17 protein-coding genes are annotated in these 20,474 nt (G+C 69.1%); 13 read left to right on the top strand and 4 right to left on the bottom strand.

Annotated features, from left to right (window positions below):
* Positions 1 to 4: 4 nt before the first annotated feature.
* Positions 5 to 1,354: an adenosylmethionine--8-amino-7-oxononanoate transaminase gene (locus BM272_RS08315; protein WP_093428323.1), complete on the bottom strand. Its 1,350-nt coding sequence runs from the start codon at positions 1,352 to 1,354 to the stop codon at positions 5 to 7.
* A gap of 158 nt (positions 1,355 to 1,512) precedes the next feature.
* Between BM272_RS08315 and BM272_RS08310 the strand changes: the two genes are divergently transcribed.
* The 7 genes from BM272_RS08310 to BM272_RS08280 all read left to right on the top strand — a co-directional run bounded on the left by BM272_RS08310 (position 1,513) and on the right by BM272_RS08280 (position 10,187).
* Complete coding sequence (locus tag BM272_RS08310; RefSeq protein ID WP_093428322.1) at positions 1,513 to 2,433, top strand: patatin-like phospholipase family protein; 921 nt, start codon at positions 1,513 to 1,515, stop codon at positions 2,431 to 2,433.
* Between the two features lie 207 nt (positions 2,434 to 2,640).
* Positions 2,641 to 4,635 (top strand): transketolase, encoded by a 1,995-nt coding sequence (tkt, locus tag BM272_RS08305; RefSeq protein WP_093428321.1) that lies wholly within the window; start codon positions 2,641 to 2,643, stop codon positions 4,633 to 4,635.
* Positions 4,636 to 4,717: 82 nt separating this feature from the next.
* Complete coding sequence (gene gap / locus BM272_RS08300; protein ID WP_093428320.1) at positions 4,718 to 5,719, top strand: type I glyceraldehyde-3-phosphate dehydrogenase; 1,002 nt, start codon at positions 4,718 to 4,720, stop codon at positions 5,717 to 5,719.
* A gap of 118 nt (positions 5,720 to 5,837) precedes the next feature.
* Positions 5,838 to 7,022, top strand: a complete 1,185-nt coding sequence (locus tag BM272_RS08295) for a phosphoglycerate kinase (protein WP_093428319.1) — start codon at positions 5,838 to 5,840, stop codon at positions 7,020 to 7,022.
* Between the two features lie 41 nt (positions 7,023 to 7,063).
* On the top strand, positions 7,064 to 8,521 hold the full coding sequence (gene pyk / locus BM272_RS08290; RefSeq protein WP_093428318.1) for a pyruvate kinase: 1,458 nt from the start codon (positions 7,064 to 7,066) through the stop codon (positions 8,519 to 8,521).
* A gap of 80 nt (positions 8,522 to 8,601) precedes the next feature.
* Entirely contained in the window at positions 8,602 to 9,666 is a 1,065-nt protein-coding gene (fba, locus tag BM272_RS08285) for a class II fructose-bisphosphate aldolase (RefSeq protein WP_093428317.1), read from the top strand.
* 185 nt (positions 9,667 to 9,851) lie between these two features.
* The gene (locus BM272_RS08280; RefSeq protein ID WP_093428316.1) at positions 9,852 to 10,187 is read left to right on the top strand and encodes an A24 family peptidase; all 336 of its coding nucleotides are present in this window, start codon (positions 9,852 to 9,854) and stop codon (positions 10,185 to 10,187) included.
* Here BM272_RS08280 and BM272_RS08275 read toward each other — a convergent pair.
* Positions 10,151 to 11,092: a LysR family transcriptional regulator gene (locus tag BM272_RS08275; RefSeq protein ID WP_093428315.1), complete on the bottom strand. Its 942-nt coding sequence runs from the start codon at positions 11,090 to 11,092 to the stop codon at positions 10,151 to 10,153. The two genes, BM272_RS08280 and BM272_RS08275, sit on opposite strands and share 37 nt — an antisense overlap.
* A gap of 171 nt (positions 11,093 to 11,263) precedes the next feature.
* Between BM272_RS08275 and BM272_RS08270 the strand changes: the two genes are divergently transcribed.
* From BM272_RS08270 to BM272_RS08245, 6 genes are all read left to right on the top strand, one after another.
* Positions 11,264 to 12,682 carry a form I ribulose bisphosphate carboxylase large subunit gene (locus BM272_RS08270; protein WP_093428314.1) on the top strand — a complete coding sequence of 473 codons (1,419 nt, stop codon included), beginning with the start codon at positions 11,264 to 11,266 and terminating at the stop codon, positions 12,680 to 12,682.
* Between the two features lie 67 nt (positions 12,683 to 12,749).
* A complete protein-coding gene (locus tag BM272_RS08265; protein WP_093428313.1) occupies positions 12,750 to 13,106 on the top strand; it encodes a ribulose bisphosphate carboxylase small subunit in 357 nt (118 codons plus the stop codon).
* Positions 13,107 to 13,241: 135 nt separating this feature from the next.
* The gene (locus tag BM272_RS08260; RefSeq protein WP_093428312.1) at positions 13,242 to 14,048 is read left to right on the top strand and encodes a CbbQ/NirQ/NorQ/GpvN family protein; all 807 of its coding nucleotides are present in this window, start codon (positions 13,242 to 13,244) and stop codon (positions 14,046 to 14,048) included.
* Between the two features lie 69 nt (positions 14,049 to 14,117).
* Positions 14,118 to 16,457 (top strand): nitric oxide reductase activation protein NorD, encoded by a 2,340-nt coding sequence (locus BM272_RS08255; protein ID WP_093428311.1) that lies wholly within the window; start codon positions 14,118 to 14,120, stop codon positions 16,455 to 16,457.
* 75 nt (positions 16,458 to 16,532) lie between these two features.
* Positions 16,533 to 18,077, top strand: a complete 1,545-nt coding sequence (locus BM272_RS08250; RefSeq protein WP_093428310.1) for an AMP-binding protein — start codon at positions 16,533 to 16,535, stop codon at positions 18,075 to 18,077.
* 89 nt (positions 18,078 to 18,166) lie between these two features.
* Entirely contained in the window at positions 18,167 to 18,730 is a 564-nt protein-coding gene (locus tag BM272_RS08245) for a hypothetical protein (RefSeq protein ID WP_093428309.1), read from the top strand.
* 75 nt (positions 18,731 to 18,805) lie between these two features.
* On the opposite strand, the gene BM272_RS08240 is transcribed toward BM272_RS08245, so the two are convergent.
* Positions 18,806 to 19,951 (bottom strand): 5-(carboxyamino)imidazole ribonucleotide synthase, encoded by a 1,146-nt coding sequence (locus BM272_RS08240; protein WP_093428308.1) that lies wholly within the window; start codon positions 19,949 to 19,951, stop codon positions 18,806 to 18,808.
* Positions 19,948 to 20,448 (bottom strand): 5-(carboxyamino)imidazole ribonucleotide mutase, encoded by a 501-nt coding sequence (purE, locus tag BM272_RS08235; protein ID WP_093428307.1) that lies wholly within the window; start codon positions 20,446 to 20,448, stop codon positions 19,948 to 19,950. Before purE ends, BM272_RS08240 begins: the two co-directional genes overlap by 4 nt.
* Between the last annotated feature and the right edge of the window lie 26 nt (positions 20,449 to 20,474).

Genomic DNA, 20,474 nt, shown 5'->3' with positions numbered 1-20,474 from the left:
GGCCTCAGTCCCGGGTGGCGATGTCGATGCCCTCGGTGGCCACTCTCGCCAGGTGGTGGATCTCCTCCTCGCTGATCACGTAGGGCGGCATGAGGTAGACGACGTTCCCCAGGGGCCGCAGCAGGGCGCGGTTCTCCAGCCCGTGGCGGTAGACGTGGAGGCCACGGCGCTCCTGCCAGGGGTAGGCGGTGCGGTTGGCCGGGTCGGGGCTCATCTCGGCGGCGAGGATCATGCCGGTCTGGCGGACCTCGGCGACCTTCGGGTGGTCGTTGAGGGGAGCCATGGCCTCGCCCATGACCTCGGCCTTGCGCCGATTGGACTCGATGACCTCGTCCTCGGCGAAGATGTCCAGGGTCGCCAGGGCGGCGGCACAGCCCAGGGGGTTGCCGGTGAAGCTGTGGCTGTGGAGGAAGGCGGTGAGGTTGTTGAAGTCGTCGTAGAAGGCGCAGTAGACCTCCTCGGTGGTCAGGGTCGCCGCCAGGGGCAGGTAGCCGGCGGTGAGACCCTTGGAGAGGCACATGAAGTCGGGGGTGATCCCGGCCTGCTCGCAGGCGAACATGGTCCCGGTGCGGCCGAAGCCCACGGCAATCTCGTCGGCGATGAGGTGGATGCCGTAGCGGTCGCAGGCCTCGCGCAGGCGTTCGAGGTAGACCGGGTCGTGCATGCGCATGCCGCCCACGCACTGCACCAGCGGCTCCACCACCACGGCGCAGACCTCGTCGGCGTTCTCCGCCAGGATCCGCTCCATCTCGGCGAACTGGCGCTCGGCGTATTCGGCGCAGTCCTCCCCCGGCTCGCGGTGGTAGCAGTCGGGGGAGGGGGCGTGGATGGCCTCCAGCAGCAGCGGGCCGTAGGTCTCCCGGTAGAGGGGCACGTGGCCCACCGACAGCGCCCCCAGGGTCTCGCCGTGATAGGAACCGGTGAGCGCCACGAAGCGGGTCTTCTGCGACTGGCCGCGATTGAGCCAGTAGTGGAAGCTCATCTTCAGCGCCACCTCGATGGCCGAGGAGCCGTTGTCGGCGTAGAAGGCGCGGGTGAGCCCCTCCGGGGCGAGGTCCACCAGCCGCTCGGAGAGCTCCACCACCGGCTCGTGGGAGAAGCCGGCGAGGATGACGTGCTCCAGCTGCTCCATCTGCTCCCGGATACGGGCGTTGATGCGCGGATTGGCGTGGCCGAAGAGGTTCACCCACCAGGAGCTCACGGCGTCGATGAACTCACGGCCGTCATAGTCCTCCAGCCAGACCCCCTTCCCCCGCTTGATGGGGACCGGCGGATTGGTCTCGTGGTCCTTCATCTGGGTGCAGGGATGCCACAGCACGTCGAGGTCGCGGCGGATGAGGTCGGCGTTGTTCATGGCGCGGTCCGCTTGGTCGGGTGGATGGGGGCCGGGTCGGCCAGGGGCGGGTAGTCAACCACAACGGCCCCGTCCCGGACCAGTCCGTCTTGCCGCCTCATCGGAGCGGGCGGAGAATGGCCGGACTCTTGCTGCGGGAACTTGCCCGGAGGCACGCCATGCGGATGCTCATCGCCCTGTTCCTGTTCGCCGCCCTTTGGTTGCCGGCGTCCCCCACCCAGGCGGCGGGGCAGGAGCCGCCGCCCTCGGTGGGTCTTGCCCTGGGCTCCGGCGGGGCCGGCGGCCTGGCCCACATCCGTATGCTGGCGGTCTTCGACGAACTCGGCCACAAGCCGGACCGCATCGTCGGCACCAGCATCGGTGCGGTCATCGGCGTCCTCTACGCCGCCGGCCTCTCCGCCGAGGAGATCCGCGCCCTCTTCGCCGAGTTCGGCGGCTCCGAGCTGGATGCCCTCTCCCGGCTCATGCGCCCGGGCGGGGACCTGACCCTGGCGGACTTCCTGGAGATCGGCGGTGGCGACGGCGGGGTGATCGAGTCCCGCGGCTTCCTGGAATTCCTCAAGGGCAAGGTGGAGGCGCGCACCTTCGACGAGCTGGCCATCCCCCTGGAGATTGTTGCTACCGACTACGCCACCGGCGAGACCGTGATCCTGGACGAGGGCGATCTCTTCGAGGCGGTGGGGGCGAGCATGGCCGTGCCCGGGCTCTTCCCCCCGGTGCGCCGGGACGGCCGCCTTCTCATCGATGGCGGTACCTCGAATCCGCTTCCCTACGATCGGCTCCTGGGGCGGCACGACGTGGTGGTGGCGGTGGATGTCTCCGGCAGTCGCGAGGTAACGGGGGACGGGGTGGGCTGGAGTGACCTCCTGTTCAAGTCCTTCGAGGTCATGCAGCAGGCCCTCATTGCCGCCCGCATGCGGGTGGCCGAGCCCGATATCCTCATCCGGCCGGATGTCAGCGGCATCCGGCTGCTCCACTTCCACCGCGTGGAGGCCATCCTGGAGCAGGCCGAGCCGGCGGCGGCGGAGCTGCGGCGGGCACTCATCGAGGCCGGGGTGCGCCGAGAGGAGGGGCGTTGATGCGGGCGCGGGGGGCTTTATTGCCATCACCGCGCCAATAGGGGAGAATTGCCGGCTCAAAAATCCCCAGGGGGCGCCTGCCCGGACCGGCGCCCGGTTCCGAATTCATTAACTGGTTCAAGAGGTTGGGTGAAGTCGTGGTAGCTGCCCCGAGCAGGGCGCCCGCGTGAGTGCGACCCCTTTGACCAAGCTTGCAGGAGAAGCCACATGCCGACCCGCAGAGATCTAGCCAACGCCGTCCGCGCCCTCTCCATGGACGCGGTGCAGAAGGCCAAGTCGGGCCACCCCGGCGCTCCCATGGGGATGGCCGACATCGCCGAGGTCCTCTGGAACGACTTCATGGACCACGATCCGGCCAACCCGTCCTGGGCCGACCGTGACCGCTTCGTGCTCTCCAACGGCCACGGCTCCATGCTGATCTACTCCCTCCTCCACCTCACGGGCTACGACCTGCCCATGGAGGAGATCAAGAAGTTCCGCCAGCTCCACTCCCAGACCCCGGGCCACCCCGAGGTGGGCTATACCGCCGGTATCGAGACCACCACCGGCCCGCTGGGCCAGGGCATCTCCAACGCCGTGGGCATGGCGCTGGCGGAGAAGGTGCTGGAGGGGCAGTTCAACACCCCCGAGCACCACATCGTCGACCACTACACCTACTGCTTCCTGGGTGACGGCTGCCTCATGGAGGGCGTCTCCCACGAGGCCTGCGCCCTGGCCGGTACCTGGGGCCTGGGCAAGCTGGTGGCCTTCTGGGACGACAACGGCATCTCCATCGACGGCCACACCGAGGGCTGGTTCACCGACGACACCCCGGGCCGCTTCGAGGCCTACGGCTGGCACGTCATCCGCGGCGTGGACGGCCACGACGCCGAGGCCATCAAGAAGGCCATCGGCGAGGCCCGCTCGGTGAACGACAAGCCGACCCTCATCTGCACCAAGACCGTCATCGGCTTCGGCGCCCCCAACCTCTGCGGCAGCCACGACTGCCACGGCGCCCCGCTGGGCGACGACGAGATCGCCGAGACGCGCAAGAACATCGGCTGGGAGCACGGCCCCTTCGAGATCCCGGACGACATCTACAGCGGCTGGGATGCCAGGGCCAAGGGCGCCGAGGCGCGCAAGCACTGGGAGGAGAAGTTCGAGGCCTACCGCAAGGCCAACCCCGAGCTGGCCGCCGAGTTCGAGCGCCGGGTGCTGAAGGGGGACCTGCCGGCCGACTGGGCGAAGAAGGCCGAGGACTTCATCAACCAGGTCGCCGAGAAGGGCGAGAAGGTCGCCACCCGCAAGGCCTCCCAGGCGGCCATCACCGGCTACGCCGAGGCCCTGCCCGAGTTCCTGGGCGGCTCCGCCGACCTCACCGGCTCCAACAACACCGACTGGAAGGGCTGCAAGGACATCACGGCCACCGTGTCGGATGGCAACTACATCCACTACGGCGTCCGCGAGTTCGGCATGGCCGCCATCATGAACGGCGTCGCCCTGCACGGCGGCTTCGTGCCCTTCGGCGGCACCTTCATGATGTTCTCCGACTACGCCCGCAACGGCGTGCGCATGTCGGCGCTCATGAAGCAGAAGGTCATCTACGTCTTCACCCACGACTCCATCGGTCTGGGCGAGGACGGCCCCACCCACCAGCCGGTGGAGCACCACGCCAGCCTGCGCCACATCCCGAACCTGGACGTGTGGCGGCCGGCCGACGCCGTGGAGACTGCCGTCGCCTGGCGCTGCAGCATCGAGCGCAACGACGGCCCCTCCGCGCTGGCGCTCTCCCGCCAGGGCCTGCCCCACATGGCGCGGGACGGCCAGCAGATGGCCGACATCCAGCGCGGCGGCTACATCCTGCGCGACTGCGACGGTGACCCCGAGGCCATCATCATCGCCACCGGTTCCGAGGTGGAGATCGCCATGAATGCCGCCGAGGAGCTCTCCGACCGCAAGGTGCGCGTGGTCTCCATGCCCTGCGTGGAGCGCTTCGAGGCCCAGGACGCCGCCTACCGCGAGAAGGTCCTGCCGTCGAGCTGCCGCAACCGGGTCTCCGTGGAGGCCGGTGTCACCGATTACTGGGCCCGCTACATCGGCCTGGACGGCAAGGCGGTGGGCATCGACACCTTCGGCGAGTCCGCCCCGGGCGGCGACCTCTACGAGTACTTCGGCCTCACCACGCCGAAGGTCGTCGAGGCCGTGAAGTCCGTGCTGGCCTGAGGGCCGCTTCCCCGCTCCGGGCCGGAATGAGCCCGGCGCGGGCCGATTTCCAGCAAAACTTCAGCATCAGGAGTAGAGAGCAATGACGATCAAGGTTGGTATCAACGGCTTCGGCCGCATCGGCCGCATGGTCTTCCGTGCCATCGCCAAGGACTTCCCGAACCTCGAGGTGGTCGGTGTCAACGACCTGCTGGAGCCGGACTATCTGGCCTACATGCTGCGTTACGACTCCGTCCACGGCCGCTTCGGCGGCGAGATCTCCGTCGAGGGCGACAACCTCGTGGTCGACGGCAAGAAGATCCGCCTGACCGCCGAGAAGGACCCGGCCGCCCTGAAGTGGGGCGACATCGGCGCCGATCTGGTCATCGAGTCCACCGGCCTCTTCCTAACCGCCGAGACCGCCCAGAAGCACCTGGACGCCGGCGCCAAGAAGGTCGTGATGTCCGCGCCCTCCAAGGACGACACCCCCATGTTCGTCTACGGCGTGAACCACACCGACTACAGCGGCCAGACCATGATCTCCGCCGCCTCCTGCACCACCAACGCCCTGGCGCCGGTGGCCAAGGTCCTGCACGACAAGTTCGGCATCAAGCGCGGCCTGATGACCACCGTGCACGCCGCCACCGCCACCCAGAAGACCGTGGACGGCCCCTCCCAGAAGGACTGGCGCGGCGGCCGCGGCATCCTGGAGAACATCATCCCGTCCTCCACCGGTGCCGCCAAGGCGGTGGGCAAGGTCCTCTCCGACCTCAACGGCAAGCTCACCGGCATGGCCTTCCGCGTGCCGACCTCCGACGTCTCCGTGGTGGATCTCACCGCCGAGCTGGACAAGGAGGCCGACTACGACGCCGTCTGCAAGGCGATGAAGGAGGCCTCCCAGGGTGAGCTCAAGGGCGTCCTCGACTACACCGACGACAAGGTCGTCTCCACCGACTTCCGTGGCGCCACCGCCCCGTCGGTCTTCGACGCCGGTGCCGGCATCCAGCTCGACCCCACCTTCGTGAAGGTCGTCGCCTGGTACGACAACGAGTACGGCTACACCTGCAACATGCTCCGCATGGCCGAGCACGCCGCCAGCAACTAGGGCGCGCTCCGGGGGTGGCCTCCGGGCCACCCCGCCCCCGCGGGGGGCATCGGCCGGGGTCGCCGTGCGCGGCCCCCGCCAATGGCTCCCGAGTTTTCTGATTGAGGAGGTTACTAGCATGGCCACCATTCGCATGACCGATCTCGACCTCGCCGGCAAGCGCGTGCTCATCCGCGAGGACCTGAACGTGCCGATCAAGGAAGGCAAGGTGGGGGATGACACCCGCATCCGCGCCTCCCTGGAGACCATCCGCCACGCCAAGGATGCCGGCGCCAAGGTGATGCTCATGTCCCACCTGGGCCGCCCCGAGGAGGGCGTGCCGGACCAGGAGAACTCCATCCAGCCGGTGGCCGACCACCTCTCCGGCCTGCTGGGCGAGACCGTCCGCGTCCTCCCCGACTACCTGGAGAACGAGCCCCAGGTCGGCGAGGGCGAGGTGGTCCTGCTGGAGAACGTCCGCTACAACACGGGCGAGAAGAAGGACGACGAGGCGCTGGCCAAGAAGTACGCGGCGCTGTGCGACGTCTTCGTGATGGACGCCTTCGGCACCGCCCACCGCGCCCAGGCCTCCACCCACGGCGTGGCGAAGTTCGCCCCGGTGGCCTGCGCCGGCCCGCTCCTCGGCCGCGAGCTGGACTCCCTGGCCGCCGCCCTGGAGAACCCGCGCCGGCCCATGGTGGCCATCGTCGCCGGCTCCAAGGTCTCCTCCAAGCTCACCGTGCTGGAGCAGCTCTCCACCAAGGTGGACCAGCTCATCGTCGGTGGCGGCATCGCCAACACCTTCATCAAGGCCGCCGGGTACAACATCGGCAAGAGCCTCTACGAGGAGGACCTGGTGGGCGAGGCCAAGCGCCTCATGGACCAGGCCAGGGCCGCTGGGGGCGAGATCCCGATCCCCAGCGATGTCACCGTGGGCAAGGAGTTCTCCGAGAGCACCCCCGCCGAGGTGAAGCCGGTGGACGGCGTCGCCGATGACGACATGATCTTCGACGTCGGCCCGGAGACCGCCGGCCGCTTCGACGGCATGCTCAAGGATGCCGGCACCATCGTCTGGAACGGTCCGGTGGGTGTGTTCGAGTTCGACCAGTTCGGCAAGGGGACCGAGGCCATGGCCAAGGCCATCGCCGCCTCCGACGCCTTCTCCATCGCCGGCGGCGGGGACACCCTCGCGGCGGTGGCCAAGTACGGCGTGGAAGACGGCGTCTCCTACATCTCCACCGGCGGCGGGGCCTTCCTGGAATTCCTGGAGGGCAAGATCCTGCCGGCCGTGGCCATCCTCGAGGAACGCGCAAAGGAGGCGTAAGGGTCACCGGGGTCTGCGGACCCCCTCGACCGCGCATGCGTATGCCCAGACGAACCAAGATCGTAGCCACACTGGGTCCGGCCACCGACGACCCCAAGATGATCGACCGGATCATCGAGGCCGGGGTCGATCTGGTCCGGATCAACTTCTCCCACGGTGAACCCGACGAGCACCGCGAGCGGGTGGAGCGGGTGCGCAATCGCGCCCGGGCCCACGGCCGCCAGGTGGGTGTCCTCGCCGACCTCCAGGGGCCCAAGATCCGCATCGAGTGCTTCGCGGACGGCCCCATCGAGCTGGAAGAGGGGACCCGCTTCACCCTCGATGCCGACCTCGACGAGCACGCCGGGACCCGCGAGGCGGTGAGCATCGGCTACAAGGCCCTGCCGGACGATGTCAGCCGCGGCGACACCCTCCTGCTGGATGACGGGCGCCTCGTCCTCTGGGTGGAGGAGGTGGAGGGCCGCCGGATCCACTGCAAGGTGGTGGTCGGCGGGACCCTCTCGGATCGCAAGGGGATCAACCGCCAGGGTGGCGGGCTCTCCGCGCCCACGCTCACCGAGAAGGATCGCCAGGACATCCGCCTGGCCGCCTCCTTCGAGGCCGACTACCTGGCCGTCTCCTTCCCCCGCTCCGCGGCGGACATCCAGGAGGCGCGCGACCTCATGGAGGCCGCGGGGGGCACCCAGACCGGCATCGTCGCCAAGATCGAGCGGGCCGAGGCGCTGGATGCCATCGACGAGATCATCGAGGCCACGGATTCCATCATGATCGCTCGTGGCGACCTCGGGGTGGAGATCGGCGATGCCGCCCTGCCGCCGGTGCAGAAGGACCTCATCAAGAAGGCGCGGACGCGCAACCGGGCGGTGATCACGGCCACCCAGATGATGGAGACCATGGTCACCCAACCCATGCCCACCCGGGCCGAGGTCTTCGACGTCGCCAATGCCGTCTTCGACGGTACCGATGCGGTGATGCTCTCCGCCGAGACCGCCACCGGCGCGTACCCGGACAAGGTCATCGCCACCATGGGCCGCATTGCCCAGGAGGCGGAGAAGCAGCGGCGGATGACCCACTCCGAGCACCGGCTGGACACCGAGTTCACCCGGATCGACGAGGCCATCGCCATGTCGACGATGTACGCCGCCAACCACCTGCGGGTGGCGGCCATCGCCTCGCTCACCGAGTCGGGCTCCACGCCGCTGTGGATGTCGCGCATCAGTTCGGGCATCCCCATCTACGCCTTGACCCCGCACGTGCGTACACGTAGAAAGGTGACCCTTTACCGGGGCGTCTATCCGGTGAGCTTCAAGCCCACCGGGGGCGATGCCGACCAGGTCAATCGCGAGGCCGTCGAAGAGCTTCTGCGCCGCGGCGCCGTCCGCGAGGGCGACCACGTGATCCTCACCAAGGGGGACCGGATGGGGATCCACGGTGGTACCAACGTCATGAAGATCATCAAGGTCGGGGAGCACGAGCCGCCTGCCGAGGGCTCGGCATGACCCCGTCGAATATCGGTTGACCGGCCCCGGGCCGGTCACCAGAATCGCTTCGATCGCAATAACGCCCAAGGAGGTCCAACATGGCCCTGATTTCCCTTCGCGAGCTGCTGGACTATGCGGCCGAGCACGACTTCGGCCTGCCAGCCTTCAACGTGAACAACCTGGAGCAGATCCAGGCCATCATGCAGGCTGCCCACGAGGTGGACAGCCCCGTGATCATGCAGGGCTCCGCCGGCGCCCGTAAGTACGCCGGCGAGCCCTTCCTGCGCCACCTCATCGAGGCGGCCCTGGAAGAGTATCCGGACGTCCCCGTGGTCATGCACCAGGACCACGGCTCCGAGCCCGGTGTCTGCCTGCGCTCCATCCAGTCCGGCTTCTCCTCGGTGATGATGGACGGCTCCCTCATGCCCGACATGAAGACGCCGGCCACCTACGAGTACAACGTCGACGTGACCCGCAAGGTCGTCGAGATGGCCCACGCGGTCGGCGTCTCCGTCGAGGGCGAGCTGGGCTGCCTGGGCTCCCTGGAGACCGGCCAGGCCGGTGAAGAGGACGGCTCCGGCGCCGAGGGCACCCTCTCCCACGACCAGCTCCTCACCGATCCGGAAGAGGCCGCCGACTTCGTCAAGCAGACCGGCGCCGACGCCTTGGCCATCGCCATCGGCACCAGCCACGGCGCCTACAAGTTCACCCGTCCCCCGACGGGCGACATCCTCGCCATCGAGCGGGTCAAGGAGATCCACGCCCGCATCCCGGATACCCACCTGGTGATGCACGGCTCCTCCTCCGTCCCGCAGGAGTGGCTGGACATCATCAACGAGTACGGCGGCGAGATGCCGGAGACCTACGGCGTCCCGGTCAAGGAGATCCAGGAGGGCATCAAGCACGGCGTGCGCAAGGTCAACGTCGACACCGACCTGCGCCTGGCCTCCACCGGCGCGGTGCGCAAGCACCTGGCCGAGAACAAGGATAACTTCGACCCGCGGAAGTTCCTGAAGGAGTCCACCGCCGCCATGAAGGAGGTCTGCAAGGCCCGCTACGAGGCCTTCGGCTCTGCCGGCCACGGCTCCAAGATCAAGCCGACCCGGCTGATCCACATGGTGTCGCGCTACGACTCCGGCGAGCTGGACCCCCGCGTCAAGTAAGGGACTCTCTCGTCCCTCCCGGGCCCTTGGCGGCCCGGGCGTCGACCCCCGGTTCCCCTTGCGGGGGCCGGGGGTCTTTGCGTTGGAGACCCGGGAATCGGGTTCGTGGTAGCGTGGGCGGCGCCTTAGGAGGGAAGACACGCGGGCCGAGAAGAAAACCGGGGCCCGAGCACGGGACTGCGAATATGCGATTCTCCGGGATCCGTGACTGGATTACCCACCAGCTCCATCGGCTGCCCCGGCAGTGCCCCCACTGCCACGGCCGGGTCGGCCCCATGGACCTGCTCTTCGGCCGGGGGATGAGCCGGGCCGAGACCTACCACTGCCGCCACTGCGGCACGCCCATCTCGCCACCGCTCTCCCGTTACGGCGGCGTGGCCGCGGTGGCCTTCACCGGCGCCGTGGTCATCGCCCAGCTTGCGCCGTCGGGCTGGCGCCTGCCCCTGATCCTGCTCTTCGGCGGCGCAGTCCTGGCCGCCACCTACTACCTGCTGCCGTTGACGGTCCGTGCCGGTGAGTAGGCCGGCTCAATAAGGGCCGATGCCTCCTCCAGGAGGAAGGAGCGCAGGGCGGACGCCGCCGGGGAGAGGCGCTTGCCCTCGCGGTAGACCAGGTACCAGTGGCGCAGGATGGGAAAGTCCTCCACGTCCAGGACGGTGAGATGCCCGGTCTCTCTCTCCAGGCCCAGGGTGTGGATGGACACCAGCCCGAGCCCCAGCCCGGCCTCCACCGCCTGCTTGATGGCCTCGTTGGAGGACATCTCCATGCCGGTGCGGAGCTCCAGCCCGTGGCGGGCAAAGTGGCGCTCCATGGCGATCCGCGTCCCGGAACCCTGCTCCCGGATGACGAAGGTCTCCTCCCGGAGCCGCTCGAAGGGGAGCGGACCCTCGCCGGCAAGGGGATGGTCCGGCGGGGCGATGACCACCAGCGGATTCTCCATGAAGGCCTCGGCCACCAGGCTGCTCTCCTCCGGCGGTTGACCCATGATGACCATGTCCCGCGTGTTCTCCGCCAGCTGGTTGAGCAGACCGGCGCGATTGGTGACCTCCAGGCGGACCGTGACCTCGTCGAAGCGCTTGTTGAACTCCGCCAGCAGCCGGGTGGCGAAGTAGTTGGCCGTCGAGGCCACCGCCACGTCCAGCACGCCCGACTGAACCCCGCCGAGGGCCTCGAGCCCCGCGGTAAGGTCGTCCATCTGCTGTTCGATGGCGCGGGCGTGGTCCAGCATCAGGCGGCCGGCCTCGGTGAGGTGGATTCGACGCCCCAGCTGCTCGAACAGCGGCAGGCCGGCGGAATCCTCCAGCTGCTTCACCTGCATGGAGACGGCCGGCTGGGTGAGGTGGAGCTCCTCGGCGGCCCGGGTAAAGGAGAGGTGGCGGGCAACGGCGTCAAAAACCCGGAGCTGGCGGAAGGTAACCCGGCGCATGTCGACTCCTATAAGTCTTACCTTATCCCTGCAATCATTATTATTGAGTTCTCCTGATGGGGCAACTCCGCTATGGTCATTGGCATCCGGATCGACGGGGTCGTCGACCACGGAATCCCTCGCGCGGGCCCGGCCCGCGTGTCCAGCCAAGCAACGGAGGACGACCAAGCCATGGCGAAAAAGTACGAGGCGGGAGTCAAGGATTACCGCGAGACCTATTGGGAGCCGGACTACAACATCAAGGAGAGTGATTTCCTTGCCGTCTTCAAGGTGACGCCGCAGGAAGGCGTCCCGCGCGAGGAGGCCGCCGCCGCGGTGGCCGCCGAGAGCTCCACCGGTACCTGGACGACCGTCTGGACCGACCTGCTCACCGACCTGGACCACTACAAGGGCCGCGCCTACAAGGTCGAGGACGTCCCCGGTGACGACGAGGCGTTCTACGCCTTCATCGCCTACCCGCTGGACCTCTTCGAAGAGGGCTCCGTGGTCAACGTCTTCACCTCCCTGGTGGGCAACGTCTTCGGCTTCAAGGCCGTCCGCGCTCTGCGCCTGGAGGACGTGCGCGTCCCGCTGGCCTTCGTTACCACCTGCAACGGCCCGCCCCACGGCATCCAGGTCGAGCGCGACAAGATGGACAAGTACGGCCGGCCCATGCTCGGCTGCACCATCAAGCCCAAGCTCGGTCTCTCCGCCAAGAACTACGGCCGGGCCTGCTACGAGGGCCTGCGCGGCGGTCTCGACTTCACCAAGGACGACGAGAACGTCAACTCCCAGCCCTTCATGCGCTGGCGCGATCGCTTCCTCTTCGTGAAGGAGGCCATCGACAAGGCCGAGGCCGAGACCGGCGAGCGCAAGGGTCACTATCTCAACGTGACCGCGCCGACCCCGGAAGAGATGTACAAGCGGGCCGAGTTCGCCAAGGAGATCGGCGCGCCCATCATCATGCACGACTACATCACCGGCGGCTTCACGGCCAACACCGGCCTGGCGCAGTGGTGCCGTGACAACGGCCTCCTGCTCCACATCCACCGCGCCATGCACGCGGTGCTCGACCGCAGTCCCAAGCACGGTATCCACTTCCGCGTGCTGACCAAGATCCTGCGGCTCTCCGGTGGTGACCACCTCCACACCGGCACCGTGGTGGGCAAGCTCGAGGGTGACCGCGACGCCACCCTCGGCTGGATCGACCTGTTGCGCGACTCCTACGTCAAGGAAGACCGCAGCCGCGGCATCTTCTTCGACCAGGACTGGGGTGCCATGCCCGGCGCCCTGCCGGTCGCCTCCGGCGGCATCCACGTCTGGCACATGCCGGCGCTGGTCTCCATCTTCGGCGACGACTCCGTCCTGCAGTTCGGCGGCGGCACCCTGGGCCACCCCTGGGGCAACGCCGCCGGCGCCGCGGCCAACCGCGTCGCCGTCGAGGCCTGTGTCCAGGCCCGCAACGAGGGTCGCGAGCTGGAGAAGGAAGGCAAGGAGATCCTCCAGAACGCCGCCAAGCACAGCCCCGAGCTGAAGATCGCCATGGAGACGTGGAAGGAGATCAAGTTCGAGTTCGACACCGTCGACAAGATCGATTCCTCCCACAAGTAAGGGCCGCCCGGCGGGGCCCGAGCGGCCCCGCCAGCGACCGGAATCAACCGATTTCGAGGATTGAACAATGAGCGAGATGCAGGACTACAAGTCGAGCCTCAGCGACCCGGCCAGCCGGAAGTTCGAGACCTTCTCCTACCTCCCGGAGATGACTCAGGACCAGATCCGCAAGCAGGTCCAGTACATCGTCAACCAGGGCTGGAACCCGGCCATCGAGCACACCGAGCCGGAGAACGCCTTCAGCCACTACTGGTACATGTGGAAGCTGCCCATGTTCGGTGAGACCGACGTGGACGCCATCCTGGCCGAGGCCGAGGCCTGCCACAAGGAGCACCCGAACAACCACGTGCGCCTGGTGGGCTTCGACAACTACGCCCAGAGCCAGGGCGCCAACATGGTGATCTTCCGCGGCAAGATGTCGTAAGGGTCGCCGACCCCGGGCCCCGGACCCGTTCCGGCGCCCGGGGCCTTTCGGGGCACCGCCCCGGGAGGCCGGCGGAAAGCCGGTGGGCTTTCCCCCGTCTTCCCATTGCAGGCCGAGTCACAAGGAGCCGGAACCATGACCGACGCCAACGCCGAGCAGTACCGGATCACCGAGGAGCCCTTCTACCGGGTCGTCCACGACGAGGACCAGCTCTACACGGCGGCCTACGAGGCGCGCATGCCCATGATGCTCAAGGGCCCCACGGGCTGCGGCAAGTCGCGCTTCGTGGAGTACATGGCGTGGAAGCTGGGCCGGCCGCTCATTACCGTGGCCTGCAACGAGGACATGACCGCCTCCGACCTGGTGGGGCGCTACCTGCTGGATGCCGAGGGCACCCGCTGGCAGGACGGTCCCCTTACCGTGGCCGCACGCATCGGCGCCATCTGCTACCTGGACGAGGTGGTCGAGGCGCGCCAGGACACCACCGTCATCATCCACTCCCTCACCGACCACCGGCGCGAGCTGCCGCTGGAGAAGAAGGGCGAGGTGGTGAAGGCCCACGATGACTTCCAGCTGGTGATCTCCTACAACCCGGGCTACCAGAACCTGATGAAGGATCTGAAGCAGTCCACCAAACAGCGTTTCGCCGCCCTGGACTTCGACTATCCCGAGTCCGAGGACGAGTCGGCCATCGTCGCCCACGAGACCGGCATCGACCCCGACGCGGCGGACAAGCTGGTCCAGATCGCCCACCGCGCCCGGAACCTCAAGGGCCACGGCCTGGACGAGGGGATCTCCACCCGTCTGCTGGTCTACGCCGGCAACCTCATGGCCAAGGGGGTCGAGCCCCGGTCGGCCTGCATGATGTCCCTGGTGCGGCCGATCACCGACGACCCGGACATGCGCGACACCCTGGACGCCGCCGTCAGTACCTACTTCTAGGCGGTCGCGGCCGGCGCCGGGCGTCGGCCACTGGGGAAGCTCACGCACAGTCACAGGGCGGAAGCGGTCATGAGTATCAATCTCGAAGACTATCGGGAGTGCCTGGACAAGGCTGGCGGCCATGTCAGCGAGACCCTGGAGGCGAGCTACGCCGAGGCCTCCCGGGTCATGTCGCCGCGCGGCCTGGCCAACTACCTCGAGGGTGCGCGCGCCCTGTGCGAGCTGGGCCGGGGCACCGACCTGGTGGAGTCCTACCTGGAATCCATGCCCGCCGTGGCGCGGGAGGTGGGCGAGGACGTCGTCCCCTCCATCGCCAGCGCGGCCATGAAGCTCGCCTCCATGGTGAGCGGGGCGGTCATCGCCCTGCTCATGGACAGCATGCCCACGGCCGCCCGGCGGCTGGGCGACGCCGGGCTGGTGGAGGACTACCTGGAGCTCATCCACAAGCTCTCCGCCCGGGCCACCCGCGGCCTGCGGCCCATGCTGGAGCACCTGGACGAGCTCTTCTCCAAGCTGACCCTGGGCGGCCTGCGCCGCTGGGCCATGTGGGGGGCCGAGGCCCACGCCCGCGACTTCGGCGCCATGAAGGCCTACTTCGCCCTGGAGTCCGCGGACAGCCAGGCCGTGCTGCAGAAGGAGCGGCGCGGCGTCCTCTTCGTGGACAACCAGCGCCGCCTGAACATGTACCTGCGGGCGCTGTGGGGGCGCGACTTCTTCCTGCGCCCCACCTCCGGCGACGTGGAGAGCCGGGAGGGTTTCCGCCCCTTCATCCAGCAGGGGGTCATCCACCTGCCGGATGCCTACGACGACTACGACGACATCCCGGGGACCCAGCTCTACCGGGCGGCGGCGGCCCACGCGGCGGCGCACATCGTCTATACCACCGAGCGGATCGACCCCGAGGAGCTCACACCGTCCCAGAAGATCTTCGTCGGCCTGTTCGAGGATGCCCGGGTGGAGGCGCTGGCCCTGCGGGAATTCCCGGGGCTGGGCGCCATCTGGCAGGGCTTCCACGACAAGCTCGTGGAGATGAGCTGTGCCACCGACCCGGTGGTCGCCCGCCTGGAACGCGCCGCCCGCGCTATGCTGGAGCCGGACTACCCGGACGACGATCCCTGGGTGAACGAGGCGGTGGCCGCCTTCCGCGAGGCCTTCGCCGAGCGCCCGCAGGACCCGCAGATGAGCCGGGACCTGGGCCTGCGCTTGTTCGACCGGGTGACGGAGCTGGGCCACGAGATGCCGACCATCTCGATGCTGGAGTCCATGGCCATCCCCTACCGGGACGACAACCGCTACCTCTTCGTCAGCGAGGAGAGGGACTGGTTCGAGTCGGAGTACGTGCCGGCCAGCCAGCAGCAGGTGCGCAAGACGGTCAATCTCATGGAGCTGGTCAACGAGCTGGACTGCGAGCTGGCCGGTGACGACGCCCAGGAGATCTGGCGCTACGAGGGCCAGTTCTGGCTGGACCAGGAGGCGTGCACCATCAACGAGCTGGAGGGCAAGGAGCCCGTCTCCGAGCCCTTCCACTACCCCGAGTGGGACTACCAGGTCCAGCTCCACCGCCCGGACTGGGTCAGCGTCATCGAGCGGCGCCAGGGCAAGGGCGACCCCGAGGACATCGAGCGCATCCTCACCGATTACAAGCCGGTGGCCTCCCGCCTCAAGCACATCATCGATGCGCTGCAGCCCCAGGGCGTGATCCGTCAGCGCCACCAGGAGGACGGCGACCAGATCGACATCAACGCCGCCGTGGACGCCATGGTCGACCTGCGCATGGGCCACTCCCCGGACCCCCGGGTGAACGTCCGGCTCATCCGCAAGACCCGCGACCTGGCGGTGGTGGTCCTCCTGGACATGTCCGAGTCCACCAACGAGACCCTGCCGGGGACCGACCGGCCGGTGCTCGACCTCACCCGGGAGGCGGCCAGCCTGCTCTCCTGGGCCATCGACGGCATCGGCGACCCCTTCGCCGTCCACGGCTTCGCCTCCGACGGCCGCCACGACGTCCAGTACTACCGCTACAAGGACTTCGGCGAGGGCTTCAACGACAAGGTGAAGTCGCGGCTGGCGGGGATGCAGGGCGGTCTGTCCACCCGCATGGGCGGGGCCCTGCGCCACGCCGCCGACCACCTGAAGCAGCAGCCGCAGCAGAAGAAGCTGGTGCTCATGGTCACCGACGGCGAGCCCTCGGATATCGATATCCGCGACCCGCAGTACCTGCGCCAGGACACCAAGAAGGCGGTGGAGGAGCTGGGCAGCGAGGGGATCATGACCTACTGCCTGACCCTGGACCCCGAGGCGGACGACTACGTCTCCCGGATCTTCGGGCCCAACCGCTACACCATCATCGACCACGTCCAGAAGCTCCCGGAGAAGCTGCCGGCGCTCTTCGCCAGCCTGACCTCCTGACCGCTACCCGGTGCGGTGGTCAGGACCGGCGCTGGGGCCTATCATTGCCCCACGGTCCCCGAACGGAAGGGCGTCATGCTGCTGCACCGGGCCTTCATCGCCTCCGCCCGGCGCCATCGGGGCAAGCTCGCCCTGGTGGACCGGACCACCGACCGTCGCCTGACCTACGGCCGCGCCCTCATCGGGGCGCTGGTGGTCCGGCGCTGGCTGCGCCGGCTCTCCTCCGCCCACGTGGGTATCCTGATGCCCACCTCCGCCGGCGGTGCGCTGGGCATCATCGGCGCCCTGATGGCCGGCCGCATCCCGGTGATGATCAACTACTCCACCGGGGCCACCGAGAACATCGCTATGGCCCGCCGGCGGACGGGTCTGCGGACCGTGGTCACGGCCCGCACGCTCCTCCACCGCCTGGATATCCCCGAGGATGCCGACATGCTCTGCATGGAGGACATCCTCGCCGGCACGGGGAAGGTCGCCCGGGCCCTGGCCGCGGTCCAATCCTGGCTGCCGCGCCCCCTGCTGGAGTGGACCATCCACGGCGGCGCCCCGGACGACACCGCGGTCCTGCTATTCACCTCGGGCTCGGAGGCCGAGCCCAAGGCGGTGGAACTTACCCATCGCTCCATCGGCTCCAACCTGGAGGCGGTGGAGGCCGCCTACGCCGCCGCCCACCCCAATGGCGTGATGCTGGCGACCCTGCCGCTCTTCCACGTCTTCGGCTTCTCCACCACCCTCTGGCTGCCCCTCTACCTGGGCCAGACGGTGGTCACCTGGGCCAACCCGCTGGAGTTCAAGACCGTGGCCGAGATTATCCGGGAGGAGGCGCCCACCCTGGTCATCACCACGCCCTACTTCCTGGCCGGCTACCTGCGCGCCGCCTCGCCCGGCGATTTCGCCTCGGTGGAGCTGCTGGTGGTGGGCGCCGACCGCGCCCCGGAGTGGCTCCATCGCCGGGTCGCCGAGGACCACGGCCTCACCCTGCTGGAGGGCTACGGCACCACCGAGACCAGCCCGGTGATCAGCGCCAACCCCGAGGGGGCGCCGCGGGCCGGCTCCGTGGGCCGCCCCGTGCCCGGGGTCGAGGTGCGGCTGGTGGGCGTGGAGGATGACGAGCCGCGGGCGGCGGGGGAGGAGGGCCGGGTCCAGGTCCGCGGGCCCGGGGTGATGAAGGGCTACTACAACGACGTCGAGGCGACGCTGCTCAAGTTCCACCAGGGCTGGTACGAGACCGGCGACGTCGGCGTGATGGACGAGGAGGGCTACCTCTGGCTCTCCGGGCGGTTGAGCCGGTTCGTGAAGATCGCCGGGGAGATGGTCTCCCTGCCCCGAGTGGAGAAGGCGGCCGCCGCCCATCTGCCGCCCGAGGCGGAGGTCTGTGCCGCCGGGATCGACGACCCCCGCAAGGGGACGGCCATCGCCCTGGCCGTGGTCCCCGCGGAGGGCGAGAGTATCGATCCGGACCGCCTGCGCCGCTCCCTGCACGACGATCTGCCCGCCCTTGCCCGGCCGCGCCGGGTCTACCAGGTGGCCGAGTTGCCCAAGATGGCCAGCGGCAAGGTCGATTTCCGCCGGGGGGAGCAGGCGATCCGCGCCCTTGCCGCCGGCGAGGGCATGCCCTAGTCTGCGCGCTTCGGATCTCGGCAGGAGGGCCCATGGACCGGAACCCGGATAGACCGTATCGATGCGCGAACCGTGGGGAGGGCACCTGAATGGAGGCCCTGGTCGAACTGGTCCAGGTGATCGTCTGGCCGGCCGCCCTGGTCTGGCTGGGCTATCTCTTCCGCAACGAGATCCGGGAGATGAGCAAGCGCTTTGCCTGGGGGGCTGAGCGGAGCACACGCGGTCGCCTGGAGGAGGGACTGGATCGGGCCGACGAGGCCTGGGAGACGGTGAAGGGTCAGCTCGGGAACCGGCGGGCGGAGCCCTCCATCTCCGGCTCCCCCATCCGCTACGAGGTTCTCCAGCGCCTGGCCCAGACCTCGGCCCGGGCCGCCATCCTCGAGACCTGGACCGAGGTGGAGGCGGCCATCACCGACGCCGCCGGGCAGTACTTCGACCTCCACCGCGGCCCCATGGCCAGCCGTCGGGTGGTGGAGCGCCTCATCGAGGACGAGCGCCTCCCCCGCGAGGCGCTGCCCTTCTATCAGGCCCTGCGGGACCTGCGGAATGCCGCCACCCACTATCCCGACCGGGTCCTCACCCAGGAGGATGCGGAACGCTTCCTGGATCACACCCTGGAGCTGGCGCGGATCGTCCGCATGGCGACCAGCTGAACCCCCGTCGTTCCGGATGGCGCGCCAGCGCCAGCCCGGAACCTCGAGAACAGGCCTTTGTTGGCGGAGAGGCGCTCAGCCCTCGGTACGACCCAGCAGGCGGTCGATGGCCTCGGCGGTAGCCAGGGCCTCGGCGGGATCGGCATCCAGGCAATTGATATGCCCCATCTTCCGCCCCGGCCGCGCCTCGGCTTTGCCGTAGAGGTGGAGCTTGGCGGCGGGGTGGGCCAGGATCGCCGGCCAGTCCGGCTCGCCGCCGGCCCAGCGCTCCCCCAGCAGATTGAGCATGGCCCCGCCGGTGAGCGGCTCCGGGGAGCCGGCGGGCAGGCCGCAGAGCATGCGGACCTGCTGCTCGAACTGGGAGGTAATGCAGGCGTCCTGGGTGATGTGGCCGCTGTTGTGGGGCCGAGGGGCGAGCTCGTTGACCAGCACCTCGCCGTCGGTGGTCTCGAACAGCTCCACCGCCAGGACGCCGTGGTAGTCCAGGGCATCGGCCACGCGCCGGGCCAGGTCCGTCGCCGCCGCCGCCGTGGCCTCGGGGATCGCGGCCGGCAGCAGGGTGTAGTCCAGGATCCCGTGGCGGTGGCGGTTCTCCACCACCGGGAAGGGGGTGACCGTGCCGTCGAAGCCGCGGGCGAGGACCACCGAGAACTCCCGCGCCAGCGCCACCTGCCGCTCCAGCACGCAGGGGACCCGGCCCAGCTCCTGGAAGGCGGCGTCGGCCAGCAGTTCATCATCCACCGCCACCTGGCCCTTGCCGTCGTACCCCAGGGTGGCGGTCTTCAGCCGCGCCGGCAGCCCCACTGCCTCCACGGCCTCGGCCACGTCGCCGGCGTCGGCGATCTCGGCGAAGGGCGCGGTGGCGATGCCGTGGTCGCGCAGGAAGCCCTTCTCCCGCAGCCGGTCCCGGGCGATGGCCACCGGCTCCGGCCCAGGCGCCAGCCGGCAGTGGGCGGCCAGCCGTTCCAGGCTCTCGGCGGGGACGTTCTCGAACTCCAGGGTGACCGCCGCGCAGCGTTCGGCGAGCCGGTCCAGGGCGGCGGCGTCGTCGTAATCGGCGCGCAGGTGGGCATCCGCCGCCTGGGCCGCCGGCGGATTCTCGCCGGGGTCCAGGACCATGACCGGATAGCCCAGCGCCTGGGCGGCGTGGACGAACATCCGGCCCAGCTGGCCGCCGCCGAGCAGGCCGAGCCAGGTCCCCGGGAGCAGGGGGGTGGTCATGCCTCGCCCTCCGGCGGCACGCGCATGGCCTCGGCGGCCTCGGTCTGCCGCTGGCGGTAGTCGGCCAGGGCCCGGGCGATGGCGGGGTCGGTACCGGCCAGCAGGGCGCCGGCGAAGAGGCCGGCATTGGCCGCCCCGGCCTCGCCGATGGCGAAGGTGGCCACCGGGATCCCCTTGGGCATCTGGACGATGGAGTAGAGGGAGTCCTGGCCACTGAGGTAGCGCGAGGGCACCGGGACACCGAGGACCGGCAGGGCGGTCTTGGCCGCCAGCATCCCGGGGAGGTGGGCGGCGCCGCCGGCGCCGGCGATGATGCAGGCCAGGCCGCGGTCGGCGGCGGTGGCGGCGTAGTCGAAGAGACGGTCCGGGGTGCGGTGGGCGGAGACCACGCGGGTCTCGTGGGCCACGCCCAGCGCCTCCAGCGCGCTGGCGGCGTGGCTCATGATCTTCCAGTCGCTCTCGCTGCCCATGACGACGCCTACACGCGGTTCGCTCATGGCCCCTCCTGCCGGTTGACGGATCC

This window comes from Thiohalospira halophila DSM 15071 (assembly GCF_900112605.1).
Classification (GTDB): Bacteria; Pseudomonadota; Gammaproteobacteria; order Thiohalospirales; family Thiohalospiraceae; genus Thiohalospira; species Thiohalospira halophila.
The sequence above is the reverse complement of the archived record's forward strand: the minus strand, read 5'-3'. Positions and strand labels throughout refer to the sequence as shown.